We start from the raw sequence: 23,629 nt of genomic DNA on the forward strand, positions 1-23,629 counted from the left end.
ATAGCATTGACAAAAAGTGACAGTTTGTATTTATGTTGTTGATAATGTGTTTGTTATGTTGGTATTGTGAGTTGTTTTTTTATTCTTTTCGAAAACGTTTTCATTTTTTAAATAAAAAGTATAAATAGGCGTTTTTGTGTGATAAAATGATAGAAAATAAAATTTTTGAGTTATGTTTTTTGTTAAAAAGCATAAAAATAAAAAGAGCTTAACATCTTAAGCTCTTTTTTATGAATGGTTTGTAGTTAGAAATCTGTTGAACGGCTAAGGCTGTCCCATTCTTTTATTTCCTGGCTAAGCTGCTCTATTTTAGCTTGTGCCATAGTTACTGAATCACTTCCTAGAAATAAATATAAGGGAGGATTTTCTGTTTCAGATGCTTTAATCATTGCCGCTACACCTTTAACCGGATCGCCCTGTTGATTACCGTTTATGGTGTTTTGATGCATTGCCTGAGAATCGCGGGTAGATTTATATTCTTCCATCGGATTTTGGGTAACTGCAAGAGAATCGGAATTTAGGAAATTGGTCCTGAAATAACCGGGTAACACGAGTGTTACATTTACATTGAATGCTTTAGCTTCTGCAGCCAGTGCCTCGGTAAAACCAGCCATTGCAAATTTTGTAGCACAATATATACCAAACCCGGGGAAGTTACCTACAAACCCGCCAATAGAAGAAATGTTGAATATATGTCCTGACTGTTGTTTGCGCAGGTAAGGCATTACTTTACGTATTATGTTAAGCGTACCAAAAACATTTACTTCGAAGTTTTGGCGTGCCTCTGCATCGGTTAATTCTTCCAGGCTACCTAATAAACCGTAACCGGCATTGTTTACTACATTATCAATGTGTCCAAATTTTTCTATTGTAGCTTTGATAGCTTTTTCTACGCTTTCTTCGCTGCTTAAATTAACTTCAAGAGGAAGGAAATTATCGTGTTTGCCTGCAGCTGTTTCCAGTTGCGTAATGCTTCTTGATGTTGCGGCTACATAATTGCCTTTTTCTAAAAGTTGTTTAACAAACTCAAGGCCCAGGCCTTTACTTGCTCCGGTAATAAACCATACTTTTTTTGTGTCCATTGTTTTTTGAAATTAAAAATCGGTTGATGTTGTAATATCTTTTGATACACCGATTTGGTTAGTTAAATCTTCAATTTTAGTTTTTGCCCTATTATAGGCATCTGATCCTATAAGTAGAAAAACTGGAGGTTCAGGGTTAAATCCTGTTTCTATTATTACAGCCGAACCTTTTTCAGGGTCTCCCTGTTGGTGTCCGTCTTTTGCTTTAAAAATTGAATGAGTTTCTCTTATGGCAGTGTAATCAGGAATTACATTTTCCGAAAGAAAAAGCGACTCATCCGTAAGAAAACTGGTTCTGAAAGCTCCCGGTAAGACAGCAGTAGCTTTAATACCTAATTCTTTTACGTCCTGTGCTAATGCTTCGGTTAATCCTGCTACTGCAAATTTTGTTGCTGCATAAGCTGTCCAGCCTATACCTGGTGCGAAACCTGCAATAGACGAAATGTTGATAATGTGACCTGATTTTTGCTTACGCATGTATGGTAATACATTGCGTATGGTATTGATAGTACCAAAAACATTAACATCGAAGCTGTCTCTTACTTCTTTATCGTTTAGTTCCTCAAGGCTGCCGCCTATACCGTAACCTGCATTGTTTATAAGCACATCTACAGATGAGAAAACGTCATTGGTTTTCATTATCGCAGCATTTACGCTTTCATTATCGGCAAGATTAACTTCTAAGGGAAGAAAGTTGTCTCCGGTAAAGTCAACTGCTTTAATAAGAGCTTCTTTGTTTCTGGAAGTAGCGGCAACTTTTTGGTTTAGTTTTAAAAGCTGCTTTACAATAGAGAGGCCTAGGCCTTTAGATGCTCCGGTTACAAACCATACCTTTTGTTCTTTTTTGCTTTCCATAATTTTTGTTTTTATTATGGTACAAAGTTCGGTAAGGTTTAGTGTTTAACTATTGCTCGAGTCAAACCATTGATTGCAAAAATCAAACATTTCTATAAGTAGAAGGCGTTTGGGTAGTTTGTTTCTTAAAAAAGTTATTAAAATGTGATGGTTCCTCAAAACCAAGGCTGTTACTTATCTCGGCTATATTCCAGTCGGTATGTCTTAAAAGGGCTTTGGCTTCGGCAAGTACTCTTTCACTAATAAGTGAGGTTGTGGTTTTACCTGTAGTTTGCTTTATAGCACGGTTAAGGTGGTTTACATGGATGGAAAGGTTTTGAGCAAAATCGTTGGCTGATCGCATATTAAATCGCTGAACGGGATTTTCTATTGGGAATTGCCTTTCCAGTAATTCATTAAATATGGAAGTGATTCTTGAATTGGCATTAGGGTGAGTGTATAGGTTTTCAGCAGGCTCGGTTTTTAACGCCAGGTGAATAAGTTCGTTAAGGTAGCCTCTTAGTAAATCATACTTAAATGTATAGTCTGATGCTATTTCGGTTAGCATTTTTTCAAATACAGCAGCAATTGTCTCTTCCTGAGCATGGTCTAATATATAAGACGGTTTGCCGCCCGGAGCAAACATAGGCAGTTCGTTAAGGCTTCCTTTTATTTTTTCCGTAAAGAAAGGTGCTGTGAATATGCAAAAGTAGCCTGTAGGATTGTCACTTAATGTTTCCCACGTATAAGGTACCTGAGGATTGAAAAATACAAGCGAAGTTCCATCTACCTCTAAGCTTTTATCAGCATAGTGGTATAGGTTATGTCCTTTTATAAAAGTTATTTTGTAATAGTCCCTGCGAGTATAGCGTACCTGTTTGCCGGGTTGCAGACAGTCTTCAAGCCTGAAAACATTAAAGTGGCCTACACCGTCGTTAAGGTTTTGAGGGACTTCTTTTCTTTTTTGTTCGTAAAACTGGATTAAAGATTCTGATTCCATAATAGAGCTTATTGCAAAATTCAATCAAAGATACGAAATAATGCAGTAGCCTTATGAATCTTATTTTCTTTTCCTGAAGTTGTCCCTGTTCCTGTTGTTGCCCGAATTGTTAGGTTTAGGTGTGCTACTGTTGTTAAAAGGCCTTTTTGCTTCAGGTTTCGGTAAGCTTGCTTCTTCTGTTTTACTTGAAGGCTCGATTAGCTTATTTAGTTCTTTAATTTCGTTAGGAGTAAGTTCACGGTATCTTCCTACAGGAACATCCAGCGAAATATTGATAATACGTATACGCTTAAGTGCTGTTACCTCATAGCCTAAAAATTCGCACATACGCCTGATTTGTCTGTTAAGTCCCTGGGTGAGTACTATCCTGAAAATATATTTGCTTATCTGCTCAACTTTACATTTTCGGGTAATAGTATCCAGTATAGGTACGCCATTGCCCATGCGTTGGATAAAACGATCTGTTATGGGTTTGTTTACCGTAACCACATATTCTTTTTCGTGATTGTTTCTGGCTCTAAGTATCTTGTTAACTATGTCGCCGTCATCAGTCATAAAAATTAGTCCTTCACTAGCTTTGTCAAGTCGTCCGATAGGAAATATGCGGGTAGGATAATTGATGAAGTCGACTATATTGTTTTTTACCTCGGGATTGGTGGTACATTCAATACCAACAGGTTTATTGAAAGCAAGGTATATGTTTTTGCCTCTTTTTTCGGTAATTAGCTTTCCGTCTATACGTACTTCGTCGTCCTGGCTCACTTTAGTTCCCATTTCCGGAACTACTCCGTTTATGGTTACACGTCCTTCCTCGATTAGTTTGTCGGCTTCCCTGCGGGAACAATAGCCGGTTTCCGAAATAAATTTATTTAAACGTTTAAGCTCTTCCATTGTGCAAAGATAAGGTTTATTCTATGCTTATTTCTCAAAAAGGAAAGTGTAGATTTTTTTGTATAGCTCGTCATCATGCATGCTGTGACCTAAACCTTTTGTTACTACAAATTCGACATCAGGCCATGCTTCGGCAATTTTTTTGCCTTCTTTAAATGATACTACCTCGTCTTTTACGTCGTGGGCAACAAAACCTTTTGCCTTTATTTGAGAGGCAAATATACTCCCTGAAAATTCGTCGGTTTTTATCTTGAAGTGTTTAAAGAAATGTTTTTTAAGTAACTGGATTACATTAAGGTTTAGGCTTAACATCCCCGCATAGTTTTTAAGTAGAGTGTTGAGGTCGCTTGGTGCTCCAAGTATTACCATTTTTTCTATGCTGTCGTTAGGGTAATAGAACTGATAGTGTAGGGCAGTGGCACCACCCATAGAATGGCCAACCATGAATTTTGGTTCAAGCTTTTTTACCACAATATCTAAAAACTCTGAATAACGCGGTACGCTAAACTCGTGCCCGGAAGAAAGACCGTGTGCAGGCGCATCAACCGCTATAATGGTGCACCCTGCTTTTTTAAGGTAAGGGATAAAAAGCTCCCATCGGGAGGCATTGCTTTCCCAGCCATGTACCAGTAGTACTTTAGTATTGTTACCTTTCCATATATATGTTTGGAAAATGAAATTATCATGAGTAATAATTTCGGCTTCGGCTTCCTTTAAAATATCCGGAAGGCTTTCTTTAGATAGTCTGCCGTCACGGGGTTCGCTAAAAAATTTATAGGCAAGCCTGCTTGCTTTTTGCGGAGCAATGTAACTGAGAATATTTATGTAAAGTCCTATGGATTTTGACAGGAAAAAAGTAATCAGTTTCTGCATGGCGGTTAAAAAAGCCCCGCATTGCGGGGCTTAGTAATTATAATTTTGCGAACAGTTGTTCCATTTTTTCTTTTTCTTCATCAGCAAGCATGCTGTCTACCAGAATTCTTCCGCTGTGCTCATCTGTAATGATTTTTTTGCGGGAAGCAATTTCCATTTGTGTTTGTGGCGGAATGGTAAAGAAAGATCCTGCAGAAGCACCTCTTTCAATAGATACTACAGCAAGCCCATTTCTTACGCTGGTGCGTATTCTTGTATATGCAGCAAGTAGTCTTTCTTCAATTTGTGCCTGATATTCAGCTGATTTTTCGATAAGGAAGTTTTCCTCTTTTTCAGTTTCAGCCATAATAGCATCAAGCTCAGATTTTTTATGGTTAAGGTGGCTCTTTTTAGCCTCAAGTCTGTCGTGAGACTGACCGATAACCTCTTTTTTGTGTTCAATAGAGGCTTTCATCTCCTTAATGTGCTTTTCAGCAAGCTGGATCTCAAGCTCTTGGAATTCAATCTCTTTAGTTAAAGAGTTAAATTCGCGGTTGTTGCGAACGTTCTTTTGCTGCTCAGTATACTTCTTGATAGCAGATTTGTGCTCATCAATGGCATTTTTCTTTTCCTTGATTTGTTCTTCAATAGATTCAAGGTCACTTTTAAGTTTGTCAAGCCTTGTACTTAATCCTGCTACTTCATCTTCAAGATCTTCCACTTCCAGCGGAAGTTCCCCTCTTACATTTCTGATTTCGTCTATTCTTGAATCAATTAACTGTAAATCATAAAGTGCCCTTAACTTGTCTTCAACACTTAATTCCTTGGTATTCGCCATATTTATAAGTACTTAACTGGATTTGTATTTTCTTCCGATAAAATGATTGCAAAATTAGGGATTTTTTTCGTAAGATAATCAACTATATAATTTTTTGTATAGCGTTCGCTCTCAAAATGTCCTATATCTGCTAATAAAAGTTTGCCTTCAGCTTCATAAAACTGGTGATATTTAAGGTCTGCCGTTAAAAAGGCATCTGCTCCCTGTGCTATTGCATTTTTTATGGCAAAGCTTCCTGAGCCGCCTAAAACGGCAACTTTTTTTATTGGTTTGCCTGTAAAAGCGCTATGCCTGATACCTCCGGTTTCCATTTTTTCTTTTACAAAGCGCAGAAAATCTTTTTCATCCATGGCCTGTTCTAACTCCCCAATCATGCCTAAGCCGATATTTTGATGCCTGTTTTCAAGACTGTAAATCTCATAGGCTACTTCTTCATAAACATGGTTGCTGAAAAGCGCTTTCAGGATTTTAGATTCAAGATGTTTTTCAAAAGTTACCTCAATTTTAATTTCCTTATCCTCTACAAACTCTCCGGGCATGCCTATGGTTGGGTTGCTGTCGTCGTTACCCTGATAGCTTCCAAAGCCCTGTGATGTAAAGCTGCAGTTTTCATAATTGCCTATATTTCCCGCTCCTGCATCAAATAATGCATTGCGCAGTTTTTCCATGTTTTCGGGTATGGTATAGGTAATAAGTTTTCGTATGTAGTTTTCTTTAGGGACTAATATCTTAGTATTTTGTAAGCTAAGCGCATCACAAAATATTTTGTTTACGCCGTGTTTATGATTATCAAGTGCTGTGTGAACTGCATAAATAGCAACATCGTTTTTTATAGCTTTTATTATGGAACGCTCTACATAGTTCTTTCCGGTAATTTTTTTAAGCCCCGAAAAAAGTATAGGATGGAAACATACAACCATATTGCAGTTTTTAGCAATGGCTTCATCAATAACATTTTCCAGCGCATCGTGGCATACCAATACTCCGGTGGTTTGATTATTACTGTTACCTACAAGCAGCCCTACATTATCAAAATCTTCCGCATAAGCCAGTGGAGCCATTTGTTCTAAAACCGTAATAACATCTTTTATTTTCATGATAATTTTATAGTGTTATCCCAAAAATAAAAATTATTAAGCTAAGGCCAATAAGAAGTTTAATTTATAGTGTAAAAAATTTTACTTTCGTAATATGAAATTCATCAGGAAAATTTTACTTCCTTTTTCGTTGTTGTATTGGTTACTTATGGCCATGCGTAATCTTTTTTATAATAAAGGGATATTTAAATCTACAGAGTTTACACTACCTATAATTGCTATAGGTAATCTTAGTACAGGAGGTACCGGTAAATCGCCACAAACAGAATATCTTATAAGGTTACTTAAAGATAAATTCAGGATTGCCACTTTAAGTAGGGGGTACAAAAGAAAATCTACAGGCTACGTTTTAGCAGATGCTAATGCTAATGCCAGTTTACTTGGAGATGAACCCTATCAGTTTTACAGTAAATTTCCGGATATTAATGTTGCAGTTGATGCTGACAGGACTAATGGGATTACCGAACTCTTGTCTCTTGAACCAAAACCGGAAGTTATTATTCTTGATGATGCTTATCAACATCGAAAAGTAAAAGCAGGTTTTTATGTTTTATTGACTGCTTACGGAGATATTTATTCAGATGATTATCTTTTACCTGCCGGGAATTTAAGAGAAGGAAGAAGCGGAGCTAAAAGGGCAGATGTGATAATAGTTACTAAATGTCCGTCTCATTTGTCTGGTGCAAAAAAACAAGGGATTATTAAGAAGCTACGCCCGTTACCTAACCAGAAGGTTTACTTTACAGCTATAGCTTATGATACTGTTGTTTACAATGGAGTGTCTCATCTTAATACAATAGAAGTAAAGGCTATGAAAAAAGTATTGGTTGCCGGTATAGCAAAGCCTCAGCCGTTTTTTAATCATTTAAAAAATGAAAATGATATTTGTCTTATTTATCCTGATCATCATGATTTTTCCGATAAGGATATAAAAGACATCCTTGCCGCCGCAAAAGATAAAATAATAGTTACTACCGAAAAAGATTATGTAAGGTTAAAAGGTAAACTTCCTTCAGATAAACTTTTTTACCTGCCTATAAAAACTTCTTTCCTTGATAGAGGAGACGAGTTTGATAAAGCCGTTTTAGATTTTATTGCTGATTATAAATAAAACCTACTTATTATAAATAAAACCTACTTGCTGATGAAAAGGATAAGGTCTATTATTCTTGAAGAGTAGCCTATTTCGTTGTCATACCATCCTACAACCTTTACCATTTTATCTATTACCGATGTAAGCTGGGCATCAAAAAGACATGAATTCCTGTTGCCTAAAATATCTACCGATACAATGGGGTCTTCAGTATAAGCCAATATTCCTTTAAGTTCATTTTCTGAAGCTTTCTTAAAAGCCTCATTTATTTCCTCAATAGAAACCTCACGCTTTACGTAGCAGGTAATGTCGGTTAGCGATCCGTCCGGTACAGGTACACGTATACCGCTTCCTCCAATTTTGCCTGCAAACTCAGGAAATATTTTGGTAAGTGCTTTAGCAGCTCCGGTAGTAGTAGGTACTATAGATTGTGATGCGCCCCTTGCCCTTCTTAAATCTTTATGTGGCTGGTCGTGAAGGCTTTGGTCTGTAGTGTAAGAGTGAACAGTAGTTATGTACGCCTGGTTAATACCGCAAAGGTCATTAATAACCTTCATCATTGGTGCTGCATTGTTAGTGGTACAGCTGGCATTTGAGATGATGGTTTCTGTACCATCTAAAACATCTTCATTTACTCCTAAAACAACAGTTTTAATTCTGTCATCTTCGGGCGGTGCAGAAAGTATAACTTTTTTGGCTCCCGCTTGTATATGTTCGTTAGCCTCTTCCAGTGTTTTAAATTTACCGGTAGATTCTACTACTATATCAACGTTAAATTGTTTCCAGTCAATATCCTTAACCAGTCTCTTTCTTAAAAAAGCATAACTTTTACCGTCAATAATAATTGAATCAGTAGTATTATTTACTTCATAAGGAAGTATTCCGTGTATACTGTCATACTTAATAAGGTGGGCCATGGTTTTTGCATCGGCAATATCATTTATGGCAACAACTTCTATTTGAGGATGGTTAAGCAAAAGCCTGAAAAGGTTTCGGCCTATGCGGCCAAAACCATTTATGGCAATTTTTATTTTGTTATCCATTGCTGTGAAAACAATTTAAGCGGAAGTGCTATTAAAGGATATGTTTTTGTGCTTTGTATGAAGAACGTACAAGGGCGCCGCTTTCTACGTGGCGGAAACCTAGTTCAAGTCCTATTTCTTCATATTTTTTAAACTGATCCGGAGTTATAAACTCTTTTACAGGAAGGTGTTTTTTACTTGGCTGTAAGTACTGGCCTATTGTAAGTACGTCAAGGTTTACGGCTCTAAGGTCGTGCATGGTTTGTATTACCTCTTCTTCGGTTTCACCAAGACCCAGCATAATACCCGATTTAGTACGGTTAATGCCATTATCTTTAAGATAACGAAGTACTTCAAGGCTACGCTCGTATTTAGCTTGTATACGAACCTCGCGCGTAAGTCTTTTTACAGTTTCCATGTTATGAGAAACAACCTCAGGAGAAACTTCAATAATACGGTCTATATTTCTTTCAATACCCTGAAAGTCCGGTATAAGTGTTTCAAGGGTAGTATTAGGGTTCATCCTACGGATAGCCTTAACGGTTTCTGCCCAAATAATAGAACCGCCATCCTTAAGGTCGTCACGGTCTACACTTGTAATAACAGCATGCTTTATGTTCATTAACTTAATAGAACGAGCTACTTTTTCAGGCTCATCCCAGTCCACAGTTTCGGGGCGTCCGGTTTTTACACCGCAAAATCCGCATGATCGTGTACAGGTGTTACCTAATATCATAAAGGTAGCAGTACCTTCACCCCAGCATTCACCCATATTAGGGCAGCTGCCCGAAGTACATATAGTATGCAGTTTGTACTTGTCTACCAGTCCTCTAAGTTCAGTATATTTTTTTCCTGTAGGAAGCTTAACCCTAAGCCATTTAGGTTTTTGTGTAAGCTGTCCGTTTTGGGCGGTTGGTCTTGCAGTGTCTAATACGGTTTCCATAATAAAAACTTTAGACTGCAAAGATAAGGGATATTTGTGGATATTATGTAATGATTAATTATTATGGGATAAGTGTGAAATTTTTTGTGTTATTATAATAAAAAAGCCCCTTGGTGAGGGGCTTTTGACACTATTTTAAGTTAAGTGTTATAGGGAGATTATATGCTGTTCTAACTGGCTTGCCGTTTTTTATGCCGGGTTTCCATTTTTTGTCAAGCGATTTCAACACCCTTTCAGCTTCTTTACCCATGCCATATCCCGGATCTCTTGTAACTTTTATGTTAGACATGGTTCCGTCTTTTTCAATGATAAAAGAAACAAACACTTTTAAGGTAATATTTGTCTGCGTTTGTGGGGCTTGGAATCGGTTGCCTACAGTTTTGTAGAACTTGTCCATCCCTCCGGGGTATTCGGGCTGTACATCAACCCTCATATTACTTATGGTTCCTTCGCCTTCGGTTACTTTGTCTCCTTCTGCCGTACCAAGTTCTTTCCCGCTTTCACCAAGTGTTATGGTTCCTTCAGGGTTTCCTTTTGCCGTAATGCTTGATGGATCGGCATCCTTAAAGTCATTCATAGTAGGTAAAGTATCAATAACTGTACTTGCATCTACTACCTTAAGTTGGTTTAGCTTAACTTTATTAGTTACAGGTGCCAGTGCATCCTGTGGTTTTGGCGGCTCAGGCTTTGACGGTTCAGGTGTCTCAGGGGCTGGTTTTTCCGGTTTTTCCGGAAGATTTACAAGCACAAGAGTATCTTTTTCAATCGGTACAATAGTTGCTGTCTCACCCGGGCGGGGAGTAGGGTTTATATTGCTCGCTATGGCTGGTATTGCCACTAACAGTGCAACTACAGCGATACCTGAGAACAAAGCCAGAAGAGTATTTTTCGGATCTTCTTTACGAAGTTGGTAGGCTCCGTATTCCTTGTTGCGGCCTTCAAAAACAAGGTCAATCCATGCTCGGTCGAAAACGCTTACTTTTGACATAATAAGATGATTTAAAGTTTGTTAATAGGATTTGATTTTATTACTAAAACGATTTCGAAGATTTTCTTATTGTAAGAAATATGATAAAGTTTTAATAATATTTATTGTGCTGAAAAGACATTTTTTTAATGAATATCTTTACGAAAAAAAAATATGCGGTTATTTTCTCTTTTATTACTGTTCTGTTTAACAGGATATTCTCAGCCAACTACAGGTTTGAAGTTTACCCAACTTACCGATGATATCTATGTTTACACTAACTATAAGTTCTTTTCGGGAACACAGTTTCCTTCAAACAGTATGTATATGGTAACCGATGAAGGTGTTGTACTTTTTGATACTCCCTGGGATGAAAATCAATTTCAGCCATTATTGGATAGCATAGAGAAAAGGCATAAAAAGAAAGTGATTCTTTGTATCGCTACACATTTTCATGATGATAGTAGTGCCGGACTGGAATATTACAGCAGTAAAGGAATAAAAACATATACTTCTAAAATGACCTACGATATTACCCTATCTAAAAAGGAGGGAAGTTCTGCAGAATACACTTTTAAAAAAGATACTGTTTTTAATATTGGCGGTAAGGTTGTTGATACATATTATCCGGGAGAGGGACATACTAAGGATAATATTGTTTTGTATGTAAAAGATGAAAAGGTTATTTATGGAGGATGCCTTATAAAGAGTATCGAGGCAGTGGATTTAGGGAATGTAGCCGATGCGAGCGTGGATGAGTGGGAACAGACAATGAAAAATCTAATGAAGAACTATCCTAATCCAAATTATGTGATACCCGGGCATTTTGCCTGGTCTAAAGGAGATGAGTCCATAAAACATACAATTAAGCTGTTGAGGGAAAGCAGGAAAGAATAAGGTTATTTCTTTTTACCGTTTCTAATAATATCGGCAAGTAATTTCTTAGCCCTAAGCAATTTAATCTTTACATTATTAAGAGGTTCGTTTAGCTGTTCTGCGATTTCCTGATAACTCAATTCCTGAAAGTAACGAAGCTGTATCACTTCCTGATAATGAGGTTTAAGCTGCTTTATACATTCTAAAAGGCTGGAAAGATTCTGTTCCTTAATCAGCTCGTCTTCAGCAGAAGGGGAGCTGTCGGCAACATTGTAGGCCTGTTGGTTTTCCTCGTCGGTAATATCAATAAACAGCGACGATTTCTTTTTCCGTAAAATGTCTATATGTACATTTTTGGCTATAGCAATAAGCCAGGTGCTGAAAGCATATTCCGGATTATAGGTTGAGATCCTGTCAAAGGCTTTGGCAAACGTTTCTATAACTATGTCTTCGGTATCGGTTTCGTTTTGGGTACGCTTCAGCATAAAGCCGTAAACTTCATTCCAAAAGAAGTCCAATAAAAAAGTAAAGGCAATCTGGTCGCCCATTTTTGCCTTTTCTATATTGCCTTGTATTATTTGTGAGTTTATTTCCAATGTACAGGTTTTGTAAACATGTTGCTTATATACACGTTAAGCTGAGTGAAGATAAGCATTATTTCTATAAAAGGAAACCAGTACATTACATCTTTTTCCTTAAGCTTGCCGGCGCTGTACCCTAAAGTTAACCATGCTATAAGATATCTGAAACCTATTACCGGAACCACATACAGCCAGTTATAGCCTGATATTAAAAGTGCAGCAGCAAAAAACGGGAAAAGAAGCTGGGCTATAAAAAACAGCCTGATGCGTAATTTGTCGCTTCCTTTAAAAATAGAGTGTAAGTATATCTGTCTCTTTTTTTGCGCAAACCATTGCCTGTATGTTTTTTTTGCCTCACAGTAGGTAAAACTTTCGGGAGTATAGCAAATTGTGGTGTTTTTTCCTGTAGCTGCCTGATTGATAAAAAGTGAGTCTTCACCACTTCTTACATGCATGTGGCTCATATAACCGTTTACAGCAAAAAATTCGTCTTTTTTGTAAGCCATGTTGCGTCCTTCACCAAGATACGGGCTTCCCATTTTTGCCCAAGCAAAGTATTGGGTAGTACGCAGCATCTCGTCAAAACGGATTATTTTATTTAAAAGAGAATTTTTCACTTTTTCATAAGCACCGTATCCTAATACAATGGTATCGTTTTGAGAAAATTGTGAACTCATTTGTGTTATCCAGTCTTTAGAAGTAGGGTAGCAGTCTGAATCGGTAAATAATAAATATTGTTTTTTAGCTGCTTTAATGCCCAGTGTAAGTGCAAACTTTTTGTTAGCCCAAAACGCTTCGTTATTTTCAACTTTTACGAGACGTATATGAGGATATTTTTGCTTAAATTCCTCTAAGATGTCCAGAGTTTCATCGCTGGATGCATCATCAATAAGTACAACCTCAAAGTCAGGATAATCCTGCTCTGCAATAAGAGGAATATATTTTTTTACGTTTTCTGCTTCGTTTTTAGCACATATAATAACCGAAACCGGAACTTTTTTAGGGGTTCCCGACTGTGCTTTTGCAAAGGCAAATCTTCCAAAAACAATTAGGTAATAAAATAGTTGTATGGCGGTAATACCAATAAAAATATAGAAGGTAATATTAAGCATGCAGGTATTTTTTGTTTGGCGATTTTACAGCAAAATTAGAAAAAAGATTGAGTTTGTTAAGGCTAAAAACAATTAAATAACATTAACCTCTGCTTCAATCCTGATTCCGAAATTAGTATAAACGGTTTCCTGTATTTTTTTAGCAAGCTGTAGTAATTCCTGTCCGGTTGCGTTGCCGTAGTTTACCAGTACCAGAGCCTGTTTTGCGTGCACACCTGCATCTCCAAAACGTTTGCCCTTAAAGCCCGACTGCTCTATAAGCCATCCTGCAGGAACTTTTACTTCAGTTTCCGAAACTACATAATGAGGCATTTGCGGGTGCTGGGCATGTGCTTTTTCAAAAAGTTCTTTGCTTACAATAGGATTCTTAAAAAAGCTTCCGCTGTTGCCCAGCTCTTTTGGGTCGGGTAATTTGCTTTGGCGTATTGCTATAACGGCATTGCTTACATCCTTTATGGTAGGTTCAGCAATATTGTTTTGGGCAAGCATCGCCAGAATATCACCATAGGCGGTGTTTATTTTATGGTTGTTTTTGGTTAGCCTGAATGTAACCGAAACAATAACATATTTGTTTTTGAGATTGTTTTTAAAAACACTTTCCCTGTATGCAAATTCACATTCCTCTTTTGTAAATGTCTTTATCTCCTGTGTTTCAATATCCATAGCTTCGCAGGAAACAAAAGTGTCTTTTATTTCGGTACCATAGGCACCAATATTTTGTATTGGGGTTGTACCTACATTGCCGGGTATTAATGAAAGGTTTTCAAGTCCGCCATAGTTTTGAGAAATACTGTAAACAACAAACTCATGCCAGTTTTCTCCTGCCATTGCTTTTAGGTGAACATGGTTGTCGTCTTCAAAGACCAGTTCTTTGCCTTTTATGTCTACATGTATAACCAGGGCATGGATGTCCTGAGTAAGTAACATATTGCTGCCGCCGCCCAGTATAAACTTTTGCTTATTGCTGTTTTCTTTAAGGGTTTGAGAAAGCTCTGAAACGGAGTGTACGGCTACAAACTCGTCTGCATGGGCATTAATGCCAAAAGTATTATAGTTTTTTAGCGGATAGTGTAAAGCAATTTCCATAGTATGGTTTACGTTTAGTGCGGCAAAAGTACATATTTAAACTACTCTTCGGTAGTCATGGCGCGGTTTATATATTCTATAAGCGGTTGCATTACCAATAATTTTTTTGCCGTTTCTTTTATAAAGTTTTTGTCGGCTAAATCTTTATCGCTTAGCTTATGTGTAACCGTGAAGCTTTTAAGTTTTAAAAAGTCTATGGCTGGATGATCTTTGTCATAATCCTTTGGCGCCGTTTTAAGGCTTTGCTCCCTGTCAAAATCGCCATACAGTTTTTTAAAATTTTTATTCTCCAGTATTTCTTCAAGGTCTTCATAAAAACCGGCTATTTCACGGCGCATTTTTTTAAGTGAAACAGGATCAGGCATGTGCAGGCCTCCGGCAATAAAGCTGGCGCCTTTTTCTATATGCAGGTAATAGCCACCCATGTTGAAATCTTTATTTCCTGCCGATAGCCATATTCCCATATTAGTTTTATAAGGGGATTTGTCTTTAGAAAAACGGATATCACGATTAATCCTGAAAGTACAATTTTTTGCTTCAAGATGCTTTAGCGAAGTATCTGTTGCACTTACTTCTTTTATAAGTTCTTCGGCAACATTTTTATAGTCTTCTTTATAAGTTTTATATCTTTTTTGATTTGCCTGAAACCACTCACGGTTATTATTGTTTTTAAGGTCTTCTAAAAACGGAAGTATAGATGATGGCAGCATAGTTTGGTTTTTTATAAGTTAAAGATACGATAACTCTGGTGGGTAGACTTCACAATGGTTTCGGTACGTTCAGGGTGTGTATCAGAAATAAATATCTGTCCAAATACCTTATCGTTAACCATTTCCACAATTTTAGATACCCTAGTCTCGTCCAGCTTATCAAAAATATCATCAAAAAGTAAGATGGGCAATACCCCGCTTTGTTTTTTTATAAAGTCAAACTGGGCAAGCTTTAAAGCTATTAAAAAAGATTTTTGCTGTCCCTGCGAACCAAATTTTTTGATAGGGTGGTTTTCTATTTCAAACGAAAGGTCGTCTTTATGTATACCTACACTTGTATATTGTAGTACCTTATCACGCTGTAGGTTTTCTTCCAGTAATTCATTAAGAGGTTTTTCTTCCAGCTGGCTCTGGTATACCAGTGTTACATCTTCTGCTGAGTTGGTTATGGCATGATGATGTGAATTAAATATAGGAATGAAATCGGCAAGGAATTGCTTGCGCTTTTCAAAAATAATATGCCCTAGAGTGGTTAGCTGCTCGTTATATATGCCTAGTGTTTCCTTGTCAAAAGTACGGTTAATGGCAAAATATTTAAGCAGGGCATTACGTTGTGCAACTATTTTTTGATAGCTGATGAGCTCCTGTAAATAAGCCGGGTCCAGTTGTGAGATAACACTATCTATAAATTTGCGTCTGGTTTCACTGCCTTCCATAATAAGGTCGTTATCAGAAGGGGAGATGATAACCAATGGTATAAAGCCGATGTGTTCAGAGAACTTGTCGTATGCTTTACTGTTTCTTTTTAAAACTTTTTTCTGTCCTTTTTTAAGGCTGCATACAATTTGCTCAGTACGCTCATTTTTTTCAAAAGTCCCGTCTATAACAAAAAATTCTTCTCCGTGCTTTATGTTTTGTATGGCTAGCGGATTAAAATAGCTTTTACCGTAAGAAAGATGGTATATGGCATCAAGTACATTTGTTTTACCAATGCCGTTTTTTCCCACAAAACAGTTTATCTTTGAGTCGAACTCAAAATTAGCTTCAGATATATTCTTGTAATTTAGGAGGGATAAATTTTTTAGGTACATTTGCAACTGTGTTCTTGATAGTGAGAACCTTGAATAATAATCGCACTTTTATAAAAGAGCCTGCAAATTATTGAAAAATATCGACAAAAAGGTCTTTTAATATTCAATAAAAATTTTATTTTTGCGGCTCACTAAATTAAAATAGATGGCAACATATAACAAAAGAGGGTACAAAGCTCCGAAACCGGAAGAGGTTAAAGATGTAGTAGAACCGCAGGAAACTTTTGATGGTCAGAGTACAACTGAAGAAGTATTTAATACACTTGACGAAACCGCTTCTAAAACAGAAGAATGGGTAGCCAGAAACCAGAAGCCTATTCTTGTAGGTTTACTAGTGGTTGCTCTAGGATTAGTAGGGTATATGTTATATGACCGCGTTTTAGTTGAGCCTAAAGAAACTGATGCCGTTAACGATATGTTCCAGGCTGAGCAATATTTTATTCAGGCTACAAATTCAACAACAGCAAAAGACTCTTTATTTAATCTTGCCCTAAACGGTGGTGAAGGTAAAATGGGACTTTTATCTGTTATTGATACGTACTCTGGTACTGATGCAGCTAATATTGCCGATTATATGGCAGGTATGGCTTACCTTAACACAGGTAAATACAAAGAGGCTATTGAGCATCTTGATAACTATAAAGGAAAAGAACTTACAACTGGTATATTAGCAAAAGGTGCTATTGGTGATGCTTTTGTACAATTAGGCCAAAATGAGCAGGCTCTTGAGTACTACAGCAAAGCTGTGGCTATGGGAGATGATGCACTTGCAACTCCTCGTTTCCTTTTCAAAGCAGGACAAGTTTCTGTACAGATGAATAAAAAAGCTGAAGCTAACAAATACTTTACTCAAATTAAAGATAAGTATGAGTCGGCCCCTGAAGCTAACAATATCGAGGCTTATATTGCAATGACAGAATAAGGAATGGCAACGGCTAATAAAAACTTATCACAATATGATAAAAACACAATCCCAAATGCGAAAAATTTTCGATTTGGGATTGTTGTTTCTGAATGGAATGAATCCATAACAGAAAATCTTTGCAAAGGTGCTATTGATGCATTGCTTGAAAATGGCGTAAGTGAAGAGAATATAGTTAAGTGGGATGTTCCCGGAAGTTTTGAGCTTATTTATGGTTCTAAAAGAATGATAGATACTCAAAACGTAGATGCTGTTATTGCCATAGGCAGCGTTATACAGGGAGAAACTAAGCATTTTGATTTTGTATGTGAGGCAGTATCCCAGGGAATAAAAGATCTTAACGTTCAAACTGATATTCCTGTCGTATTTTGTGTACTTACCGATAATACACTGCAACAGGCTATAGACCGCAGCGGAGGTAAACACGGAAATAAAGGTACAGAAGCAGGGATAGTAGCTATTAAAATGGCGTATTTAAGATCTGTTACCAGCTAAAAAATTTACTACATTTATATTACTTAAATTTTAATCAAATTTTAAATAAATATTTATTTTTTGAAACTAAAAAAGTAATATCTTCGTATAACAATAAAAAGCCGGATAAATTAAGGTAAGGTGTGGTTTACCGGCTTCCCTCCTGTCTTCGGGCAGGAGGGTTTTTCATTTTTAAGAGTAGGGTTATTGTTTTTATAATGAACTCTTTAGGTATTTTCTCGCTCTTGCAGGTAAGCATTTTTATTGTACTTTCATTATACTGTTTAATGAAATGTCAATCAATAAAAACGGGCTTATGTTTACCTTTTCTAATAGTATTAGTGTTTTTACATTGTTAGTCACGGCTTTAATGGCCGGATTGTTCTATTCTTATTCCTTTTCTGTAAATCCAGGACTGGCTCCTTTGGATGATAAAAGTTATCTTTTAGCTATGCAATCCATAAACAGGGCAATCTTAAATCCCATATTCTTTATCTGCTTTTTTGGCTCGGTGGCACTGCTTCCGCTAAATGCTTATTTAGGCTATGAGGGAAATATTACTTTAAAATTTTCTTTTTTGGCTCTTGCTGCAGCTTTTTATATAATCGGGCTGTTTGGTATAACTATTTTATATAATGTGCCTTTAAACGAAAGTCTGGGGGCTTTTAAAATTGAAGGGAGCAGTGCTGAACAACTTTCCGATATGCGCAAGGCATTTGAAGGACCATGGAACCGCTGGCACAGTATCCGTACAGGTGCTGTAATAATCTCTTTTATATTGTTAGCAATAGGTAGTGTATTGCCCAAGTCAACTTAAAATGATAAGTGAATTTATAGTTTTTAAATAAAATGCTTGACTCTTACCTTACGTCATACCCTAGTTTTGCAGCATAAAATTTAAGCAAATGGAAAAAAAGTATACAGTAAAACAGCTGGCAGAGATTGCGGGAGTGAGTGTCAGGACCCTGCATTTATACGATAGTATGGGACTTTTATCTCCTTTGGTAAGATCGGAAGCTAATTACAGGCTATATGGTACAAAAGAACTGTTGAGGCTGCAACAGATACTTTTTTACAGAGAGCTTGACATTCCTTTAAAGGAGATAGCACTATTACTGGATGATCCTGATTTTGATGAGTTACAATCGTTAAAGGCACATAGAGAAATGCTTATTTCAAAAAAGGAAAGATTGCTAATCTTATTAGAAACTATCGACAAAACTATTGATTCACTTAAAAACAAAACGATGTTAAAACCCGAAGAATTGTATGAAGGACTGTCGCCGGAAAAAGCGGCGGCCTATAAAAAAGAAGCTGTAAAAAAGTATGGCGAAGAAGTGGTAGATAAAGCCCAAAGCCATTTGCAGAATTTAAAGAAGAATGAACTTCAAAAACTGGTAGAGGAACAAAAGGAACTAGCGGTACAACTTTATCAATATAAAAATCAAAGCCCCATGAGTAATACCGTGCAGCTTCTTATCAGGAGGCATTATGAGAATACACGAAAGCTTTGGGGAACCAGTCAGGCCAAAGACACTCAGGCAGAAGCTTACAAAGGATTAGGGCTTCTGTATTTAAATGATGAGAGGTTTACCTTGGTAAACAATGTTTATGATGAAGAGTTTGCCCGCTTTTTGAGCCAGGCAATGGAGTATTTTTCAGATAATAATCTATAAAAAAAGAGCCCCTATATAGGGGCTCTTTTTTTATTTTGTTTCCGCAGGTTTTATTATCCCGTCTTTTTCAAGTTGCTTAAGCAGTGTTTCAGTATATCCCTTTACAAAGTTGTCTATATCATAAGGGTTGTAAGTTTCTGATTGTGCAGACCAGATTAGTTCTTCTGACGCAGTATCGTAAAGATTACTTTCAATATAATAGGTTCTGTCTGTTGTGTAGTAGCCTGGGTCATACATCATTGGATATACGTTTGAGTAGTATCCGTAAAAACTGCCATAATAACCATATCCCATGCCCATAGGGTAATAAGATGTGGTTCCGGGGACATATCTTGTTGAAGTTTCTTTATCTTTCATTGTAACCGTAAAAATTACATCGGCATTTGTAGCCTTAATTACTTTAAGTAATTCTTCTCTGGAAGGCATATCGTCTTTAGTAAATGTTCTGGTAAATACATTATGGCTTTTATAGCTCTCAACCCCTCTTTGACTGGCCTGAAATGCCAGTTCATTTTCCAGTGTTGTTTTGGCCTCCATGTTGCCTGTAAGTGCTGCTATAAAGATGCTTTTAATTTTTTCGCTTTTAATTTTTTCCTGATTGGCCCATGAACCGGTAATTTTTGTGTTTGAAGAAGAACAGGAAATTACAAGGGCTGAAAACAGTAACAGAAGTAAGTAACCTTTTTTCATAATCTATTGGTTTAGTGTTGTTTCCTTTAAAGATAAGATTTGTTTTCTTAAAATTTTCCCAATGAAAGTCTTTTTCCTCGTAATAAAAAAGACAGAATTATAATTCTGCCTTTTTTATTACTTTATTTCTTTCCAGTTTTTTAAAAATTTTATCGGTGTATTCTTTTGTGAGTCCTTCTAAATCATAAGGATTAAATGTTTCGGTAGTGGCAGTCCATAATAATTCATGAGTTTCTATATCATAAAGACTGGTTTCTACATTATATACTTTCTCAATTACATAATAACCTACAAAGTTAGTTTGTGATCCTGGAGTAGGCGTAATATTAATACTGCCAAAATCAAAAAAGCGAAAAAAGTAATCATAGTATCCTTTATCTATATCACCTGTTCCGGGTCTTACAATAAATCCTTTTATATATCTTTCGCAATATTCTTTATTTAGTATTGTAACTGTAAAAAGAGTTTTTGCTTTTGTTGTTTCTAGTATTCTGTCTAATTCAGCTTTAGAAGGCATTTCATCTTTGGTAAAGCTCTTAGTAAACAGATTATGGCTTTTATAAGTTTTAATATCAAACTGATTTGCTTTATAGGCCAGTTCATTTTCTATAATGGTTTGTTCGTCATGGTGAGGAGTAAGCACGGCTATAAAAATGCTTTCCAGAGGTTTGTCTTTAATTTTTTCCTTGTTTCTCCATGAATTTATAACCCTTGTGTGAGATGTTGAACACGAAATAAAAAGAACGGATAATAGTAATAGTAAGGTATTTTTTTTCATTTATTGGTTAAAAGTATTTTGTTAGGGTAAGGCTTTAATATACTTAATTATTGGTAGGTAACATAAGGAATCAATCCGCGAAGTCCCATATCTGTCAGAGTTTCTCCGGCAGCAGGTTCAAACTTGCCATCTGCATTTACCTCATTCCACTCAAAGCTGTCTTTAATGGAGAATGATAGGTTTATGGTAATATCCTTTGTTTCGTTTCCTGTTATGCTTAATCCGTTAGCGAACTGGCCTGTTAGTACACAAGATCCCTGAGGGATAGGAGAGGACTCAAATAATGGGTTAGGTACGGTTACCGCACCTTCAGGAGCCTGTCCGTCTATTATAAAGCCAAGGGTTTCAAATGCCCAGTACCCCTGTAGTTTATTGCTGTTTACCGCTACGGTATTCCCGTTAATATCAAAAGAGGTTATGTAATTGTTGTAGCCTATAAAACTTGCCATTGTACCGGTTAGTTCGTTACCGTTGCTTAGAAACTTTATGGTTCCGTTTTGATAGGAAACAGATACCCTTACCCAACTATAATCTCCTGCTGCTACCTGACTTAAGGGTATGGTAAGGAAAACTTCGCCATCCTGTCCTAAAATAGCTTTGCTAAAGTCGATAGCCTTACTTCCTCCTGCAGTTGTTTCTTCGCCTTTATAAACTATTTCTCCTTCTCCGAGTAAAGTGGTAGCCGAAGGGGCAAGTTCAATATAATGTGCACTCATGTAATTTACAAGCGGGGTTTGTGCTGCATTGCCTTCTCCAATTTCCGAAGGTTGCCCGAAGTTATTGAGCCTTACCTGGTTCTTATCAAACTTAAGTTTTATTACTAGGTTAGGTTCTGCTGTAGTTTGAGAATCGTCAGAGTTGCTGCATGAGAATAAAAATACAACGCTGCTTAAGGTTAATGCTATTAGTTTTTTCATAGTGGATGGTTGATTAATAATGGCAGTAAAAATAGTATTTTATTTATAATTAAAAAGCCGGACTATAAGTCCGGCTTTTTGTTATTTGTTTTAATATTATTTTAAATGCTTGGCAAAGAATCCCATCATGCATTTGTATAGTTCGAGCCTGTTTTCTTCATGTCCAAATCCGTGGCCTTCATTATATTTTACCATATAAGGAACATCAAATCCTCTTTTTCTCAGGCTTTGTACTACCTGATCGCTTTCATTGATGTTTACCCTTGGGTCATTAGCGCCCTGTACTACAAACAGAGGTTTGGTAATTTTATCTACATTAAGGGCAGGAGATACTTTTTTCATTATTTCCTGATCTTCTTTAGAGTTCTCGTCATACCATTGTTCATAAACCTGTCCTAAAAACGGTTTCCAGTAAGGAGGGAACGATTTAAAGAATGTAAACAGGTTGGATACTCCTACATAATCAACACCGCATGTATATAGATCCGGAGTTTTTACCAGGCTTCCTAAGGTGGCCAAGCCGCCATAGCTTCCTCCATATATAGCAATCTTTTTATCGTCAATCATGTTAAGCGATTTTACATAAGCAACGCCATCTTCAAGGTCGTCTAGCATTTTACGGCCTATCTGTTTATTTCCTGCCTGAGAGAATTCTTTTCCGTATCCGCCCGATCCTCTGTAGTTAACCTGAAGTGTTGCATATCCTCGACTGGCAAAAAGCTGTGTTTCCGGGTTGAAGCCCCAAGTGTCTCTTGGTCCGTATGGCCCTCCGTGCGGATTAACAATAAGGGGTACTTTCTTACCGTCTTTGGCTTCTTTAGGGATAGTTAGGTAACCATGTAATGTCAATCCGTCTCTTGATTTAAATTCAATAGGGCGCATCTCTGCCATATCTGCCTCTTTAAGATTTGGCATCAGGTTAAAGATTTCTTTAAAGGTATCTTTCTTAACATCGTAAAAATAGTATGTGCCATAAAGCTTGTCACTGCCTACATAAAGTAACAGCTTGTCCTCATCATCAGTTACATTGGTAATGCTTACCTCTTTGTCTTTAAATTCTTTTTTGAATCGTTTATCAAGTTTTTTATAAGTCTCACTTACGGGAATAACTTCCGATTTTTCGCCTGTATAATAATAGCAGTCTACTTCATAACCTCTTTTGCGTGATGTTTCTATCCCATCAGCATCATAGGTCTTATCTGCAAATAATTTCTTTATGGTTTTGCCTTGGGCAAAATCATAAAGTATAATTTCATTGGTATTGTTTTCAAGATTTGACAGCACATAGGCATCATGCGGATTCTCTGTAGCATAATTGAATTCCAGTATGCCAAACAGGTCTTTCCATGTTGTTTCCATAGCTTTTTTAAACGGCTCTTTTTCACTTAGCCTGTAATACAGGACATAGTTGGTGCCATTTTGCTGTTGGGTATATGCCTTAAGGTTTCCGTCTTTGTCAAAGTCATAACCGCTTATGGGGTTGGATAGGTCTTTGTTTTCAAAAAGCTTTACATAATCACCGGTATTGATATTTATTTTATAAGGTTCAAAAACTTCAGGATTGTCCTTATTCATCTGAATGATCATAAAATCCTTCTGGTCTTTCAGGTTATTTAAAACGCTAACCCTTACGCCATCAAACGGAGTAAGCTCTTTTTGATTTTTACCATCAAGATCCACAGCAAACAGATGGTAATTTTCATTACCTCCGTTGTCCATTACATAAATAAGTCTGTTGTTGTTAGCCCAACCATAGCCTCTTATAAGGTCTTTGTCTTCTTCAATAACGCGGGTTACTTTGTCTGTAGCAGTGTTTTTGACATACACATGCCTTTTGCCGTCGTCTTCTTTTTCCATGTATGAAAAATACATACCGTTAGGCGAGAACTGGAAAGAGCTTTGCATCGGTTTCTTAAAATAATCCTCTACAGAGTATTTATAGCTGCCTTTTTCCTGTGCCGCTAATTTTTCAAGTTCCTGTTTGGAGGAAGGGAGCGAAGTGTCTCCCGGCAATTCCGTTTTTTCCTGTGCCGTAATACTGCTTAAAACAGTAAATGCAAGAATGGTTAAGATTGATTTTTTCATTTTTTCTTACAG

The 23,629-nt window shown here is 36.8% G+C and carries 25 protein-coding genes; 6 read left to right on the top strand and 19 right to left on the bottom strand.

From position 1 onward, the window contains the following. Positions 1–245: 245 nt before the first annotated feature. The 7 genes from NU09_RS01220 to NU09_RS01250 all read right to left on the bottom strand — a co-directional run bounded on the left by NU09_RS01220 (position 246) and on the right by NU09_RS01250 (position 6,594). Complete coding sequence (locus NU09_RS01220; protein ID WP_129749424.1) at positions 246–1,082, bottom strand: SDR family oxidoreductase; 837 nt, start codon at positions 1,080–1,082, stop codon at positions 246–248. 12 nt (positions 1,083–1,094) lie between these two features. Continuing rightward, positions 1,095–1,937: an SDR family NAD(P)-dependent oxidoreductase gene (locus NU09_RS01225; RefSeq protein ID WP_129749425.1), complete on the bottom strand. Its 843-nt coding sequence runs from the start codon at positions 1,935–1,937 to the stop codon at positions 1,095–1,097. 82 nt (positions 1,938–2,019) lie between these two features. Further along, entirely contained in the window at positions 2,020–2,916 is an 897-nt protein-coding gene (locus NU09_RS01230; RefSeq protein WP_207209742.1) for a helix-turn-helix domain-containing protein, read from the bottom strand. A 60-nt stretch (positions 2,917–2,976) separates the two neighbouring features. After that, entirely contained in the window at positions 2,977–3,807 is an 831-nt protein-coding gene (rluF, locus tag NU09_RS01235) for a 23S rRNA pseudouridine(2604) synthase RluF (RefSeq protein ID WP_129749426.1), read from the bottom strand. 27 nt (positions 3,808–3,834) lie between these two features. Then, positions 3,835–4,680 carry an alpha/beta hydrolase gene (locus NU09_RS01240; RefSeq protein WP_129749427.1) on the bottom strand — a complete coding sequence of 282 codons (846 nt, stop codon included), beginning with the start codon at positions 4,678–4,680 and terminating at the stop codon, positions 3,835–3,837. A 37-nt stretch (positions 4,681–4,717) separates the two neighbouring features. Beyond that, positions 4,718–5,497: a zinc ribbon domain-containing protein gene (locus NU09_RS01245; RefSeq protein WP_129749428.1), complete on the bottom strand. Its 780-nt coding sequence runs from the start codon at positions 5,495–5,497 to the stop codon at positions 4,718–4,720. A gap of 2 nt (positions 5,498–5,499) precedes the next feature. Next, a complete protein-coding gene (locus tag NU09_RS01250) occupies positions 5,500–6,594 on the bottom strand; it encodes a Nif3-like dinuclear metal center hexameric protein (RefSeq protein ID WP_129749429.1) in 1,095 nt (364 codons plus the stop codon). A 94-nt stretch (positions 6,595–6,688) separates the two neighbouring features. Between NU09_RS01250 and lpxK the strand changes: the two genes are divergently transcribed. Next, on the top strand, positions 6,689–7,705 hold the full coding sequence (gene lpxK, locus NU09_RS01255) for a tetraacyldisaccharide 4'-kinase (protein WP_129749430.1): 1,017 nt from the start codon (positions 6,689–6,691) through the stop codon (positions 7,703–7,705). A gap of 23 nt (positions 7,706–7,728) precedes the next feature. Here the strand turns inward: lpxK and gap are convergent, their stop codons facing one another. The 3 genes from gap to NU09_RS01270 all read right to left on the bottom strand — a co-directional run bounded on the left by gap (position 7,729) and on the right by NU09_RS01270 (position 10,640). After that, complete coding sequence (gene gap / locus NU09_RS01260) at positions 7,729–8,730, bottom strand: type I glyceraldehyde-3-phosphate dehydrogenase (protein WP_129749431.1); 1,002 nt, start codon at positions 8,728–8,730, stop codon at positions 7,729–7,731. 31 nt (positions 8,731–8,761) lie between these two features. Beyond that, complete coding sequence (lipA, locus tag NU09_RS01265) at positions 8,762–9,652, bottom strand: lipoyl synthase (protein WP_129749432.1); 891 nt, start codon at positions 9,650–9,652, stop codon at positions 8,762–8,764. Positions 9,653–9,782: 130 nt separating this feature from the next. Next, a complete protein-coding gene (locus NU09_RS01270; protein ID WP_129749433.1) occupies positions 9,783–10,640 on the bottom strand; it encodes an energy transducer TonB in 858 nt (285 codons plus the stop codon). Positions 10,641–10,793: 153 nt separating this feature from the next. Between NU09_RS01270 and bla the strand changes: the two genes are divergently transcribed. Continuing rightward, the gene (bla, locus tag NU09_RS01275) at positions 10,794–11,516 is read left to right on the top strand and encodes a BlaB/IND/MUS family subclass B1 metallo-beta-lactamase (RefSeq protein WP_129749434.1); all 723 of its coding nucleotides are present in this window, start codon (positions 10,794–10,796) and stop codon (positions 11,514–11,516) included. A gap of 2 nt (positions 11,517–11,518) precedes the next feature. Here the strand turns inward: bla and NU09_RS01280 are convergent, their stop codons facing one another. The 5 genes from NU09_RS01280 to recF form a co-directional block, all read right to left on the bottom strand. Then, entirely contained in the window at positions 11,519–12,091 is a 573-nt protein-coding gene (locus NU09_RS01280) for an RNA polymerase sigma factor (protein WP_165357633.1), read from the bottom strand. Then, positions 12,082–13,188: a glycosyltransferase gene (locus NU09_RS01285; RefSeq protein ID WP_129749435.1), complete on the bottom strand. Its 1,107-nt coding sequence runs from the start codon at positions 13,186–13,188 to the stop codon at positions 12,082–12,084. Before NU09_RS01285 ends, NU09_RS01280 begins: the two co-directional genes overlap by 10 nt. A 72-nt stretch (positions 13,189–13,260) precedes the next feature. Further along, positions 13,261–14,274 (bottom strand): UDP-N-acetylmuramate dehydrogenase, encoded by a 1,014-nt coding sequence (gene murB, locus NU09_RS01290; protein WP_129749436.1) that lies wholly within the window; start codon positions 14,272–14,274, stop codon positions 13,261–13,263. Between the two features lie 41 nt (positions 14,275–14,315). Beyond that, complete coding sequence (locus tag NU09_RS01295; RefSeq protein WP_129749437.1) at positions 14,316–14,984, bottom strand: DUF2461 domain-containing protein; 669 nt, start codon at positions 14,982–14,984, stop codon at positions 14,316–14,318. Between the two features lie 11 nt (positions 14,985–14,995). Beyond that, positions 14,996–16,075 (bottom strand): DNA replication/repair protein RecF, encoded by a 1,080-nt coding sequence (gene recF / locus NU09_RS01300; protein WP_129749438.1) that lies wholly within the window; start codon positions 16,073–16,075, stop codon positions 14,996–14,998. Positions 16,076–16,220: 145 nt separating this feature from the next. Between recF and NU09_RS01305 the strand changes: the two genes are divergently transcribed. From NU09_RS01305 to NU09_RS01320, 4 genes are all read left to right on the top strand, one after another. After that, positions 16,221–16,997 (top strand): tetratricopeptide repeat protein, encoded by a 777-nt coding sequence (locus NU09_RS01305; protein WP_129749439.1) that lies wholly within the window; start codon positions 16,221–16,223, stop codon positions 16,995–16,997. Between the two features lie 3 nt (positions 16,998–17,000). Continuing rightward, positions 17,001–17,492 carry a 6,7-dimethyl-8-ribityllumazine synthase gene (ribH, locus tag NU09_RS01310; protein ID WP_129749440.1) on the top strand — a complete coding sequence of 164 codons (492 nt, stop codon included), beginning with the start codon at positions 17,001–17,003 and terminating at the stop codon, positions 17,490–17,492. A 271-nt stretch (positions 17,493–17,763) separates the two neighbouring features. Continuing rightward, positions 17,764–18,288, top strand: coding sequence for a DUF1772 domain-containing protein (locus NU09_RS01315; protein ID WP_207209743.1), 525 nt, complete (start codon positions 17,764–17,766; stop codon positions 18,286–18,288). An 88-nt stretch (positions 18,289–18,376) separates the two neighbouring features. Next, on the top strand, positions 18,377–19,147 hold the full coding sequence (locus NU09_RS01320) for a MerR family transcriptional regulator (RefSeq protein WP_129749441.1): 771 nt from the start codon (positions 18,377–18,379) through the stop codon (positions 19,145–19,147). Positions 19,148–19,177: 30 nt separating this feature from the next. Here NU09_RS01320 and NU09_RS01325 read toward each other — a convergent pair whose 3' ends face one another. The 4 genes from NU09_RS01325 to NU09_RS01340 form a co-directional block, all read right to left on the bottom strand. Next, on the bottom strand, positions 19,178–19,837 hold the full coding sequence (locus NU09_RS01325) for a hypothetical protein (protein ID WP_129749442.1): 660 nt from the start codon (positions 19,835–19,837) through the stop codon (positions 19,178–19,180). Between the two features lie 97 nt (positions 19,838–19,934). Beyond that, positions 19,935–20,615 (bottom strand): hypothetical protein, encoded by a 681-nt coding sequence (locus NU09_RS01330; protein WP_129749443.1) that lies wholly within the window; start codon positions 20,613–20,615, stop codon positions 19,935–19,937. A gap of 47 nt (positions 20,616–20,662) precedes the next feature. Next, entirely contained in the window at positions 20,663–21,532 is an 870-nt protein-coding gene (locus NU09_RS01335) for a hypothetical protein (RefSeq protein ID WP_129749444.1), read from the bottom strand. Between the two features lie 96 nt (positions 21,533–21,628). Next, positions 21,629–23,617 (bottom strand): alpha/beta hydrolase family protein, encoded by a 1,989-nt coding sequence (locus NU09_RS01340; protein WP_129749445.1) that lies wholly within the window; start codon positions 23,615–23,617, stop codon positions 21,629–21,631. Positions 23,618–23,629 lie beyond the last annotated feature (12 nt).

The sequence above is a fragment of the Flavobacterium beibuense genome (assembly GCF_004151245.1).
Taxonomy (GTDB): Bacteria; Bacteroidota; Bacteroidia; order Flavobacteriales; family Flavobacteriaceae; genus Flavobacterium; species Flavobacterium beibuense_A.